The sequence below is a fragment of the Chelativorans alearensis genome (assembly GCF_010993735.1).
GTDB lineage: Bacteria > Pseudomonadota > Alphaproteobacteria > Rhizobiales > Rhizobiaceae > Chelativorans > Chelativorans alearense.
The window spans coordinates 122,584-134,879 of record NZ_WQNI01000003.1 but is presented as its reverse complement, the minus strand read 5'-3'; the positions used below and the strand labels follow the sequence as shown (position 1 = coordinate 134,879).

12 protein-coding genes are annotated in these 12,296 nt (G+C 64.0%); 8 read left to right on the top strand and 4 right to left on the bottom strand.

Going from position 1 to position 12,296, the window contains the following annotated elements; translation table 11 throughout:
* Window positions 1-76: 76 nt before the first annotated feature.
* Together GPJ75_RS05975 and GPJ75_RS05970 are read right to left on the bottom strand one after the other, a co-directional pair.
* The gene (locus GPJ75_RS05975; RefSeq protein ID WP_163266125.1) at window positions 77-910 is read right to left on the bottom strand and encodes a TIM barrel protein; all 834 of its coding nucleotides are present in this window, start codon (window positions 908-910) and stop codon (window positions 77-79) included.
* A gap of 179 nt (window positions 911-1,089) precedes the next feature.
* Window positions 1,090-2,121, bottom strand: a complete 1,032-nt coding sequence (locus GPJ75_RS05970; protein WP_163266123.1) for a LacI family DNA-binding transcriptional regulator — start codon at window positions 2,119-2,121, stop codon at window positions 1,090-1,092.
* Window positions 2,122-2,258: 137 nt separating this feature from the next.
* Here GPJ75_RS05970 and GPJ75_RS05965 point away from each other — a divergent pair, with 137 nt between their 5' ends.
* From GPJ75_RS05965 to purU, 5 genes are read left to right on the top strand one after another with little or no spacing between them, the layout of a single operon-like run.
* Entirely contained in the window at window positions 2,259-3,335 is a 1,077-nt protein-coding gene (locus GPJ75_RS05965) for a fatty acid desaturase family protein (protein WP_163266121.1), read from the top strand.
* A gap of 23 nt (window positions 3,336-3,358) precedes the next feature.
* On the top strand, window positions 3,359-3,673 hold the full coding sequence (locus GPJ75_RS05960) for a MocE family 2Fe-2S type ferredoxin (protein WP_163266119.1): 315 nt from the start codon (window positions 3,359-3,361) through the stop codon (window positions 3,671-3,673).
* 6 nt (window positions 3,674-3,679) lie between these two features.
* Window positions 3,680-4,873, top strand: coding sequence for an NAD(P)/FAD-dependent oxidoreductase (locus GPJ75_RS05955; RefSeq protein ID WP_163266117.1), 1,194 nt, complete (start codon window positions 3,680-3,682; stop codon window positions 4,871-4,873).
* Window positions 4,870-5,673: a 3-methyl-2-oxobutanoate hydroxymethyltransferase gene (locus GPJ75_RS05950; RefSeq protein WP_163266115.1), complete on the top strand. Its 804-nt coding sequence runs from the start codon at window positions 4,870-4,872 to the stop codon at window positions 5,671-5,673. The genes GPJ75_RS05955 and GPJ75_RS05950 overlap by 4 nt, the downstream gene beginning before the upstream one ends.
* Window positions 5,674-5,723: 50 nt before the next feature.
* Entirely contained in the window at window positions 5,724-6,584 is an 861-nt protein-coding gene (gene purU, locus GPJ75_RS05945; protein WP_163266113.1) for a formyltetrahydrofolate deformylase, read from the top strand.
* A 198-nt stretch (window positions 6,585-6,782) separates the two neighbouring features.
* On the opposite strand, the gene GPJ75_RS05940 is transcribed toward purU, so the two are convergent.
* A complete protein-coding gene (locus tag GPJ75_RS05940) occupies window positions 6,783-7,793 on the bottom strand; it encodes an aldose epimerase family protein (protein ID WP_163266111.1) in 1,011 nt (336 codons plus the stop codon).
* A gap of 123 nt (window positions 7,794-7,916) precedes the next feature.
* Window positions 7,917-8,918: a LacI family DNA-binding transcriptional regulator gene (locus GPJ75_RS05935; RefSeq protein WP_281354751.1), complete on the bottom strand. Its 1,002-nt coding sequence runs from the start codon at window positions 8,916-8,918 to the stop codon at window positions 7,917-7,919.
* A gap of 231 nt (window positions 8,919-9,149) precedes the next feature.
* Here GPJ75_RS05935 and GPJ75_RS05930 point away from each other — a divergent pair, with 231 nt between their 5' ends.
* From GPJ75_RS05930 to GPJ75_RS05920, 3 genes are all read left to right on the top strand, one after another.
* Window positions 9,150-10,382, top strand: coding sequence for an ABC transporter substrate-binding protein (locus GPJ75_RS05930; RefSeq protein WP_163266107.1), 1,233 nt, complete (start codon window positions 9,150-9,152; stop codon window positions 10,380-10,382).
* A gap of 81 nt (window positions 10,383-10,463) precedes the next feature.
* Window positions 10,464-11,360 carry a carbohydrate ABC transporter permease gene (locus GPJ75_RS05925; RefSeq protein ID WP_163266105.1) on the top strand — a complete coding sequence of 299 codons (897 nt, stop codon included), beginning with the start codon at window positions 10,464-10,466 and terminating at the stop codon, window positions 11,358-11,360.
* Window positions 11,353-12,294, top strand: a complete 942-nt coding sequence (locus tag GPJ75_RS05920; RefSeq protein WP_163266103.1) for a carbohydrate ABC transporter permease — start codon at window positions 11,353-11,355, stop codon at window positions 12,292-12,294. Before GPJ75_RS05925 ends, GPJ75_RS05920 begins: the two co-directional genes overlap by 8 nt.
* Window positions 12,295-12,296 lie beyond the last annotated feature (2 nt).

Here is a 12,296-nt window from a genome sequence, read left to right as displayed (position 1 = left end):
CGTTCTTTTCTCGATATAAAATATTTATTCCATTTTCTGCCGCCACGTCAAGGCGTATTCGGTCTCCTCGTTCGTTTCATGCCGCCTGGCGGCGCGAATGCGCCGAGACATGGGCCATGCTGCGGGCAAGCGCGGCGCCAAGGTCGGGCAGCCCGTGCACAGCCTCCGAAAAGGGCTCGAAGGACAGCGGCCCATCATACCCGGCTGAGAGAAGCCTCGCGATCTGGCCGGTATTGTCGAGCCGGTCATGCTCGTCGACGAGGACGCGGTGACCATCGCGCATCTGCGCCGTGGCGATGGCGCCGTCGGTGACACCGGAGATGTGCACGAGGCCGGTATGGGCCGCAAAAAGCGCCGTCTCGCCCGCCAAATGGTGATGGAACGTATCATGGACAATACGGAAGGTGCCGCTGGCGCCAAGCGCCTCGATCGCCTGCACCGCCTCGGACTTGTAGCGCAAGGAGGAGGTTTCGAAGCCGAGCGGCTCCACCAGGCCGACGATCCCGGCTTCGGCGAGGATCGGCCGCAGCGCCTTCAACGCGATGCGCAGGTTTGCCTGACGCTCGCCGTTTGCCCGGCCCGTGCCGTCATTGGCGGGCACCAGCACCAGGGCCTCGGCCCCGCATGCCTTCGCATAAGCGACGAGCGCGCGGGCCTCTTCCTCGCGCGCATCATCCCAGGCGTTGAAGCGCTGCAGCGCATTGATGGAGATGACGCGCAGGCCACGGGCGGCGGCGGCCTCGGCAATCGCCGCCGGCTCCGTGCCGTCGGCAATGGCATTGCCGTCGATATCGTTGCGGATTTCGACGCCCACCGCACCGATTGCCCTCGCCAGATCGAAGAAGTCGGAAATGGAAAGGCCAGGTGCGCACATGTGGTTGAGCGCGAAAGCGGGGCTTTCTGCCGTCATGATCGGTCCTCCTTGGCGGGCCGAAGGGAAGGCGGCCGCCTTGGAGCAAGAGGATGAATAGCCGCCCACAGGCGGTCAACGCAATCCTGCGGGAAAATCCATCATTTATGATAGATTCTTATCTACAACATCTCATTAGGCATCATGCGCCCAGCAATGGGCGACAGAGGCAGTGGGGATCATATGCTTTCCGGCACATGTAGCGCCGGCGTCAGGAAAAGCTGGCCCGGGGTCTCCGACGGCCCTTCGCGCACCGCGCTTGCCATGTGGTCCAGCAGCGCACGGCAAAGGGCGGGAAGCGGCGTGGCGATGGCGGCGACGATCTGGTGATCCTGAAGGGCGGCGGCCGAATCCTGCGTCAGTTCGTTGACGACGACCGAGGGCAACGGATCCGGCGGCTCGTCGCGGAGCGCCGCGATGGCGCCTTCCATGCCGCCGCCGGCGACGTAGAAGCCGACGATGTCGGGGTACCGGTCCATAAGGTTCAGCGTCGCCTCGTAGGTGACTTGCCGCGTCTCCAGATTGACCAGCGTCTCCAGGATATCGAATTGCGGCGCGTATTCACGAAAGTAGCTGCGGAAGCCGGTTTCACGCAGTTCGTGCCCATGCCAGCGGTGACTGCCGACGAAAACCGCCACCTTGCCGGGGCGCGGCGCGGTGCGCGAGATGAGCCAGGCGGCCATGCGCCCGACCTTGAGATTGTTCAAGCCCACATAGCTTTCGCGCACGCCCTGGGCGAAATCCGACAGCAGCGAGAAGACGGGCTTGCCCTCGGTCTTCAATGCCTCAACGGCCTGCGTCACAGTGTGATGGTCAAGACTGGTGGCGGCGACCGCCTGAGCGCGCTGGCCGAGCGCCTCCAGCCGCTCCGCCACCTCCGCCGGCGTCTGGTTTTTCACATACTCGATATGCGCGTTGACGCGCACGCCGGTCGTCGCCTCGGCCGCCTCCTGCAGGGCCTTGCCGAATGCCTGGTAGAAAGGTTGCGCCTCCTTTTGCAGAAGGAAGGCGAAGTTCATCCTCGGCAGGTCGGCGGTGATGCGCTGGTGGATAAGGGCGGCGGCGTGATAGCCGATCTCGCTCGCCGCCTCGTAGACACGGCGCGCCGTCTCCTCGCGGACGCGGTGGCGGCCGTTCAGGACCCGGTCGACGGTGGCGACGCTGACGCCGGCCTTCCTTGCCAGATCGGCGATGGTCGGACGCCGCCCCATCGAAACCTCCCCTTGATAAGGATCTATCAGGAAATCTAATCATTATTTGATAGAAAATGATAGAAAAAATTGCATGCCGCTTGAGGACTCTCAAGCCTATGCGTAGCATCAAGGCCATCGGAGGAGGTGCCAGAGAGATGGCCAAACGCGATTACAGCCTTATCGGGCCGAATGCCAGCCGCGCCGTCGAGACCGGCCTTGCTTCGGCCGAATGGTATCACACGGACATCTCCCGCAAGGAGATGAAGGCGCTGATGAAGCGCAGCGACGGGCCGGCCATACGCGATACCATCATCTGGCTCGGCGGCATGGCGGTCTTTGCCGGCGCGGCCGCATGGCTGTGGCCGTCCCTCTGGTCGATCCCCCTCTTCCTCGCCTATGGCGTGCTCTACGGCTCGGCCGGCGATTCCCGCTGGCACGAATGCGGCCACGGCACCGCGTTCAAGACGCGCTGGATGAACGACGCCGTCTACCAAATCGCCTCCTTCACCATGATGCGCAACCCGGTGACGTGGCGCTGGAGCCACGCACGGCACCACACCGACACCATCATCGTCGGCCGCGATCCGGAGATCGTCGCCATGCGGCCGCCTGACCTTCTGCGCCTGGCGCTCAATTTCTTCGGCATTCTCGACGTTTGGCACGCCGTCATCGACATGGCGCGCAACGCCGCCGGCATCATCAGCGCCGAGGAGAAGACCTTCGTTCCGGAACAGGAGCAGCCGAAGGCGATCTTCGTGGCCCGTATCTGGGTGGCGATCTACGCCGCCACCGCCGCAGTCGCGGTCTATACCGGCTCAATCCTGCCGTTCCTCCTCATTGGCGGTCCGCGCCTTTATGGCGCCTGGCACCATGTGATGACGGGGCTTCTGCAGCATGGCGGGCTCGCGGAGGACGTGACCGACCATCGGCTCAACAGCCGCACGGTCCATATGAACCCGGTCAGCCGCTTCATCTACTGGAACATGAACTACCACGTGGAGCACCACATGTTCCCCATGGTGCCCTATCACGCGCTGCCGAAGCTGCATGAAATGATCAAGCACGACCTGCCGGCGCCGAACACATCGATCCTCGACGGCTACCGCGAGATGTTCCCGGCGTTTCTGCGGCAGCTGCGCTACGAGGACTACTTCATCAAGCGCGAGCTGCCGCCGACGGCGAAGCCCTACCGGGCCGAATTCCACGACGTGGCGCCGCAGGCCGCCGAATAACCCGCAACCAAGGGAGGCAAGACATGTCCGAATGGGTGGACGCGTGTGCCGTCGACGATGTGGAAGAGGAAGACCTGATCCGCTTCGACCACGACGGAAAGACCTTCGCCATCTATCGCAGCCCGGATGACGATTTCTTCGCCACGGACGGGATCTGCACGCACGAGCACGCACTTCTCGCGGACGGGCTGGTGATGGACTACATCATCGAGTGCCCGAAGCATAACGGCCGCTTCGACTACCGCACGGGGGAGGCCAAGGGCGCCCCGGTCTGCGTCAACCTGAAGACCTATCCCGTCAAGGTCGAGGACGGCCGCGTCTTCATCGACGTGGGCTGAAGCGCCATGGGCGACATCCTCATCATCGGCGCCGGCGAATGCGGCGTGCGCGCCGCCTTCGCGCTGCGCGAGGCAGGGCACGAAGGCGGTATAGCGCTCATCGGCGCGGAGCCCCACCTGCCCTACGAGCGCCCGCCCCTTTCCAAGACGGCGCCGACGGCACCGAAGATCATCGCCGAGGAGGCGCGCTACGCGGAGGCCGAAATCGCACTGATGCGCGGCAGCCGTGTGGAGAGCATCAACCGCGCGGAACGGCGTGTGCGGCTTTCGGACGGCAGCGCCCTGCCCTATGAAAAGCTTCTGATCGCCACCGGGGCGCGGGCCCGCCGCTTCCCCGGCATGGAGGCGGCACTCACCCTGCGCAGCCTCGATGACGCGCGCGGCATTCTCGACGCGCTCGGACCGGGCCTCAGGCTCGCCATCATCGGCGGCGGCTTCATCGGCCTCGAGCTTGCCGCCACCGCGCGCAAGCTTGGGGCGAAGGTCACCGTGGTGGAGGCGGCGGAGCGGCTGATGGCGCGCATCGTGCCGGCGGAGATCGCCGAAGCGATGGCCGAGCGGCACCTGGCGGAGGGCGTCCAACTGATCCTCGGTACGGGTGTGGCCGAAGTGCGCACCAACGGCATCACCCTTGCCGACGGGCGCACGATCGGGGCCGATATGGTGGTGGCCGGCGTCGGCGCCGAACCCGAGACGCGGCTTGCCGCCGAGGCCGGGCTCGAGGTCACCAACGGCATCGTCGTCGACGGTCGGCTCGCCACCGGCGATCCTCACATCTTCGCCGCCGGCGACTGCTGCTCCTTCCCGTTCAACGGCGCGCGTGTGCGGCTGGAAAGCTGGCGCTGTGCGCAGGACCAGGGCGCGCATGCCGCCCGCGCCATGCTGGGCTGCGAGGAGGCTTATGCCCGCGTGCCCTGGTTCTGGTCCGATCAGTACGACCTCACTTTGCAGGTGGCGGGCCTGCCCGATCCGTCGCTCGGCCATGTCCGCCGCGATCTCGGTGGCGGCGCCTTCATCCTGTTCCAGCGCGACGATGCCGGCCGCCTCGTCTCGGCCAGCGGGGTGGGGAGCGGCAATGCCGTCGCCAAGGACATCAGGCTCGCCGAGATGATCATGGAAAAGAGGCTCAGGCCGGACCCCGCGCTGCTGAAGGACCCGGCGGTCAATCTGAAAACGGTTTTGAAAGGGGTGCCGGCATGAAAAGGCCGAACAGGAAGACCGTCGCCGACCTGCGCGCGCTGCGCGGCCGGCGCCAGCTCGCCATGCTGCGTGTGGAAACGCTGGAAGAAGCAGAGGCCGCCGAGCGGGCGGAGATCGACATGGTGTCGGTGCCACCTTCCCTGATGCTCGACCCCACCTTTCGGGATGCCGCGCCCACGGTCTTCGCCGTCCCCGGTGACAACTTCTTCGAGATCGGCACGGCAGAGGATTTCATCCGCTGGGCCTTCCGCCTCTATAAGGCAGGGGCGGACGCGGTCTACTGCTCGGCAGGCACGGAGACCGTCCGCCGGCTCGCCGGGGAAGGCATTCCCGTGTGCGGCCATGTCGGCCTCATTCCCTCCAAGGCCACGTGGACGGGCGGCTTCAAGGCCGTGGGCAAGACGTTCGAGACGGCGCAGCTCGTCTGGAAGCAGGTCAGGGCGCTGGAGGAGGCTGGGGCGTTTGCGGCGGAGATCGAGGTGGTGCCGGAGGCGATCGCCAGCGAGATTTCCAGGCGCACCGGCCTCTTCATGATCTCCATGGGCGCCGGCGCCGGCTGCCATGCGCAGTACCTCTTCTCCGACGACGTGCTGGGCGCCAATACGGGCCACGTGCCGCGGCATGCCAAGACCTACCGGAACTTCGCTGCCGAGTACGCCCGCCTGCAGGCGGAGCGCATCGGCGCCTATCGCGAGTTCGCCGACGATGTGCGCTCGGGCGCTTATCCGCAGGCCGGGCACAAGGTCGAGGCGGACGGGGAGACGGTTTCCCGCTTCCGCGATTGGCTGGAGGCGCAATAGGGGATAAATACCCTGAACCCTCATCTTCCAGCACCTGCCGAGACCAGCCCATGAGCGAAAATACCTTCGACATCAATCTCTCCTGCGAGGACCGTCCGGGCATCGTCGCCGCGGTGACCACGGAGCTTGCCGCCCTCGGCGCCAACATCGCCGAGTCCAACCAGTTCTGGGACCGGCAGACCAACCGCTTCTTCATGCGCATCTCGTTTACCGCGCCCGATGGCGTGGACCGCGATGCGATTGCCCGCGCGCTGGAGCCGGCCGTCGCCCGCTTCGACATGAAGACGGCGCTCGCCAACCGCTCGCGGCGGCCGAAGATCGTCATCATGGTCTCGAAGTTCGACCACGCGCTTCTCCACCTCCTCTATCAGATCCGCGTCGGCTGGCTCGATGCCGAGGTGGTTGCCATCGTCTCCAACCACGAGGATTCGCGGGCGACGGCGGAGGCGGAGGGCATCCCCTATCACCACTGGCCCGTGACCAGGGAGAACAAGGCCGAGCAGGAGGAGAGACTGCTTGCGCTGGTAAAGGAGACGGGCGCCGACCTCGTCATCCTCGCCCGCTATATGCAGGTGCTCTCCAACGCGCTGTCGAACCGGCTCTTCGGCAAGATCATCAACATCCACCACTCCTTCCTGCCGAGCTTCAAGGGGGCGAAGCCCTACCACCAGGCGTACGAGCGCGGGGTGAAGCTCATCGGCGCCACGGCGCACTACGTGACGCCGGACCTCGACGAGGGGCCGATCATCGAGCAGGAGACGGAAAGGGTCACGCATGCCATGAGCGCGGAGGACTTCGTGGCGGCGGGGCGGGATATCGAAAGCCGGGTGCTGGCGCGGGCGGTGAAGCTGCACCTGGAAAGCCGGGTGATGCTCAACGGGCACAAGACGGTGGTGTTTTCGAAGGGTTGAGTGGGCCGGATGGGTGGATGGCGGGGCGCCCCCGTCCTTCGACAAGCTCAGGATGAGGGCTGGTGCTTGCACCGATCCGTCTAGGCCGAAGGTTGCAGCAACGTCGCCTTGCCTTCACCCTCATCCTGAGCCTGTCGACGGACGAGGGTGAAGGCACGCACCTGACTCCACCTGAATTAATTCATCGTTCTAAACTTTTCACCCAATCTCGATCTCGCACCAGTGCCGATACGGCCGCTCCGGCGTTACCACCGGGCTCGGAAAATGCGGATTGTTGATGGCATCGGGAAAATTCTGGTCTTCCAGGCAGAGCCCGCCGAAGCGCGGGTAGCGCCGCCCGCCGAGCCCCGGAACAGGGATGTTCATCATGCCACCCGTATAAACCTGCAGGCCCGGCTGATCCGTCTTCAAGGCCAGCGTGAGCGAGCCGTCCGGCGCGGTGGCGACTGCCACCGGGGCGGAAAGATCGCGACCGGTGTCGAGCACCAGATTGTTATCGTAGGCGACCGGTTCTCCCGCCTCGTCTTTCAGAGGGCGCGGCTTGCGAAGGTCAAGATGCGTGTCGGCGACAGGCCTGATCTCGCCGGTGGGAATCAGGTCGTCTCCCGGCACCGTATAGGCGTTGGCTGCGACCTGGAGCAAATGGTCACGCACATCGCCCTCACCCATCAGGTTGAAATAATTGTGCTGGACGATGTTGACCGGCGTCGGTGCGTCGGTATCTGCCGCAAAATCGATGCGCAGGCGGTTACCGGCAAGCCTGTAGGTGACGGAGATGTCGAGCTTGCCGGGATAGCCCATCTCGCCGTCAGGGCTCGACAGCGAAAGGCGCACCCCCCCTTCATCGGGCAGAAGCGCCATATCCCAGACCTGCCTGCCAAGCCCCTTCGGCCCGCCGTGCAGATGGTTCGGCCCCTCGTTCGCCGGCAGCCTGTATTCCCTGCCGTTCAGGATGAAGCGCGCACCGCCGATGCGGTTCGCCACGCGGCCGGCTATCGAACCGAAATGGGGGCTGTGGGCGGGATAATCCTCGAAACGGTCGAACCCCAGCACCACGGAACGCATGCCGCCCTCGACCGGCACCCGCCAGTCGCGGATCACCGCGCCATAGCCGATGACGGCGATGCTGACCCCCGTCTCGCTTTCAAGCGTCGCCTCAAACACGTCGCGCCCCTCGAACGTGCCGATCTTCTTCAATTCGTCCGTCATGATCCCTCTACTCCAGTGAATTTTCAGACCAGTTCATCGTTTCAGGGAATCGATGAACTGGTCTAACTCCTTGTCTTGTCGCAATTCCGGACGGAAAACCGGTTTCCACTTCCTGGAATTGCCCTAGTGCGGCACGACCGGTCCGGAACTCTCGCGGGCCACCAGCTCCACCGGCAGCACCTCCTCCACGGCGGGCGCGGCGGCCTTACCGTTGCCGATGCGCTCGATGAGCAGCTTGGCGGCCTCGGCGCCGATATCGTTGCGCGGCTGGTGGATCGTCGTCAGCGACGGGATGAAGCGGCGGGCGATGTCGATGTCGTCGAAGCCGACCACCGAGACGTCCCGCGGCACCGAATAGCCCTCCATGCTCAGCTCCGAGATGAAGCCGCAGGCCATCTGGTCGCTGGCGCAGAAGACGGCTGTCGGCCGCTCTTGAAGCGCCAGCCATGCCCGTGCCGCCTCGGCCCCCGACTGAAGCGAAAAATCGCCATCGAAGAACCATTCAGGAACGATCCGAAGGCCGAGTTCCTTGAGGGCCGCGCGCGTGCCCTTGAGCCGGGCGCTCGTCAGCACATTGCCCTGCGGCCCCCGCACATGGCCGATGCGGCGGTGGCCGAGGCGGTGGAGATGGCGGACGGCCATAGCCGCGCCGGCGGCGTTGTCGATCACCACCTTGGAGAAAAGGCCGCCGGCCATCCATTCGCAGGCGAAGACGATTGGCGGCAGGCCGTTGGAGCCGTCCAGCCGCTCCAGAAGCGCGCGCGGCAGCGAGCCGTCGAGCGAGATCAGGCCGTCGGCGCGCGTGTTATGGAGGTAGGTGAAGAGCTGCCCTTCCTCGGCATGCGGTTGCTTGGTGTCGACGATCAGTACGGAGAAGCCGGCCGGAGCCGCCACGTGCTCGATGCCGGCCAGGATACGCGAGAAGAAGGGATTGCCGAGATCTGGCACCATGACGACGATGGCGCCGGTGCGCCGCCGCCTCAGATTCCGCGCCGTCATGTTGATCTGGTAGCCGGTGCGGCGAACGGCATCGAAGACCGCCTCGCGCGTCGCCTCGGAGACCACGGAAGGGGTGCTGATCGCCCGGCTGACGGTCGCGGTCGACACGCCCGCAAGCCGGGCCACATCTTGGATATTTGGTGTTTTTCTTTCCAATTTCCCTATTTCATCCGAATCACGAAAAAAATAATCTGTTCACATGGGAAAAAGGGTTGACACCCCTGCCGCTGCAAATCAAGCTAGCATGTAATCGATTACAAAGCGCAGGATCAAGCGGTTTCAATCGATTACATCGGCGTGGAGGCCGATGTGTTTGGTTTCGGGTCCGCCCTGGACACCCGAACGGGAGGAAAAGAAATGAAGCCTTTCAAAGCATTGCTGACCGCATCCACATTCCTGGGCGCCGCCACCGCCGCGTCCGCCACCGATCTTGAAGTCACCCACTGGTGGACATCCGGCGGCGAGGCCGCGGCCGTGGCCGAATTCGCCAAGGCATTCGATGCCAGCGGCCACAAATGGGTCGACGGCGCCATCGCGGGCGGCGGCAGCACGGCCCGGCCGATCATGATCAGCCGCATCACCGGCGGCGATCCGATGGGGGCGACGCAGTTCAACCATGGCCGGCAGGCCGAGGAACTGGTCGAGGCGGGACTCGTGCGCGACCTGACCGACCTTGCCGAAGCCGAGGGCTGGAGGGACGTGATCGCCGCGCCGTCGCTGCTCGAGAGCTGCACGCTCGACGGCAAGATCTATTGCGTGCCGATCAACATCCACTCCTGGCAGTGGCTCTGGCTGTCGAACAAGGCGTTCGAGGACGCAGGCATCCCGGTTCCGACCAACTGGGACGAGTTCGTCGCCGCTGCGCCGAAGCTGCGCGAGGCGGGCAAGGTCCCGCTGGCGATGGGCGGACAGCCCTGGCAACGGAAGGGCGCCTTCGACGTGCTCATGAACGCGTTGGGCGGCAAGGATCTGACCCTCAAGGTCTACCAGGACAAGGATGCCGAGGTCGCCGCGGGGCCGGAAGTGGCCAAGATATTCGCCGCCGCCGCCGATGCCCGGGAGATGGCCGAGGGCTCCAACGTGCAAGACTGGAACCAGGCCACGAACATGGTGATCACCGACCAGGCAGGCGGGCAGATCATGGGTGACTGGGCGCAGGGCGAGTTCCAGGTCGCCGGCGAGGTCGCGGGCGAAGACTACACCTGCCTGCCGGGGCTCGGGGTCAACGAGATCATCTCGACCGACGGCGATGCGTTCTACTTCCCCGTTCTCGACGACGAGGAGCAGAGCAAGGCGCAGGAGGACCTGGCCTCCGTCATGTTCAACGCCACGACGCAGGTTGCGTTCAACCTCAAGAAAGGTTCGCTGCCGATCCGCAAGGATGTCGACCTCAACGCGGCCAACGACTGCATGAAGAAGGGGCTGGATATCCTGCTCGAAGGGGGCGTCGTCACCTCGGTCAACCAGCTCATCACCCCCGACACCAACACGCAGATCGAAGGGCTGATGACCGAGTTCTTCAGCGACAAGAACATCACCCCCGAGGACGCGCAGGCGCGTTTCGCCGAGATCATCGCCAGCGCCGAGTGAAGACGCGGTGATCGGATTGGCCGCCGGACACTCGCTCCGGCGGCCCTTCAAATACAATCGGCACACCGGGGGAGACGTCGCATGCCGTCCGCACGTCCGAGCCAACTTTTTCGGAACCTCAACGCGAAGATCGCATCGATCCCGATGATCCTAACTGCCGTCGTGGTCTTCCTCGGCGGCACGATCTGGACCGTCGTTTACTCCTTCACCAACTCCAAGCTCTTGCCACGCATGCGCTGGGTGGGCTTCGATCAATACGAGCGACTTTGGGATACCAACCGCTGGCTGATCTCGATAGAAAATCTGGCGATCTTCGGCGTTCTGTCGCTGATCTTCAGCATGGTCATCGGTTTCCTTCTGGCGGCGCTGCTCGATCAGAAGATCCGCTTCGAAGACACCTTCAGGACGATTTTCCTCTACCCCTTCGCGCTCTCCTTCATTGTTACAGGGCTCATCTGGCAGTGGCTGCTGAATCCAGACTTTGGGGTGCAGAGCGTCGTCCGTAGCCTCGGTTTCGATGGCTTCAACTTCGATCCTCTGTATAACGCAGACATCGTCATATACGGCATTCTGATCGCGGCGCTCTGGCAGGGAACGGGCCTCGTGATGTGCCTGATGCTCGCGGGACTGCGAGGCATCGACGAAGACATCTGGAAAGCGGCGCGCATTGACGGCATCCCGATGTGGAAAACCTATCTCTTCATCGTCATTCCGATGATGCGGCCGGTGCTGATCACCGCGCTCGTCATCGTCGCCACCGGCATCGTCAAGGTCTACGACCTCGTCGTCGCCCAGACCGGCGGTGGCCCCGGCATCGCCTCGGAGGTGCCCGCGAAATACGTCTACGACATGATGTTCCTCAGTCAGAACCTCGGCCAGGGCTTCGCCGCCTCAACGATGATGCTCTTGACCGTCATCATCGTCGTCGTGCCCTGGGCCTATCTCGAATTCGGCGGAAAGGGGAAGCGTCATGGCTGAAGCAGGTTTGATCGACCATACCGATGCAGCCGCCGGCAGCCACTCCCGTGCGCTGGAGGGGCCGCGTGGCGCCCGCCCGCGCCGTGTGCTCTCCCGCCGCAACATCATTCTTTACGGCACGCTCTTTGTCGTCGCGGTCTATTATCTGCTGCCGCTCTACGTGATGATCGTCACGTCCTTGAAAGGCATGCCGGAAATCCGCCTCGGCAACGTCTTCTCACCACCTGTGGAGATCACCTTCGAGCCGTGGGTGAAAGCCTGGGCGACCGCCTGCACCGGGCTCAACTGCGACGGCCTGTCACGCGGCTTCTGGAACTCGGTCAGGATCACCATTCCGTCTGTTGTCCTGTCTATCGCCATCGCCTCGGTGAACGGATATGCGTTGGCGAATTGGCGCTTCAAGGGTGCAAATCTCTTCTTCACCATCCTTATCGTCGGCGCGTTCATCCCCTATCAGGTGATGCTCTACCCGATCGTCATCATCCTGCGCGAGATGGGCATTTACGGCACGCTGACCGGCCTCGTTCTCGTGCACTCCGTGTTCGGGATGCCGATCCTGACGCTGCTGTTCCGTAACTATTTCACGTCGGTGCCTGAAGAATTGTTCAAGGCCGCGCGCGTCGATGGGGCCGGCTTCTGGGGCATCTACTTCAAGATCATGCTGCCGATGAGCCTGCCGATCTTCGTCGTCGCCATGATTTTGCAGGTGACCGGCATCTGGAACGACTTCCTGTTCGGTGTCGTCTACACCAAACCGGATATCTATCCGATGACAGTTCAACTCAACAACATCGTCAACTCCGTCCAGGGGGTTAAGGAGTACAACGTGAATATGGCGGCCACGCTCCTGACGGGGCTCGTCCCCCTGGTCGTCTATTTCGTCTCCGGAAAACTGTTTGTGCGCGGCATCGCTGCCGGCGCCGTGAAGGGATAAGC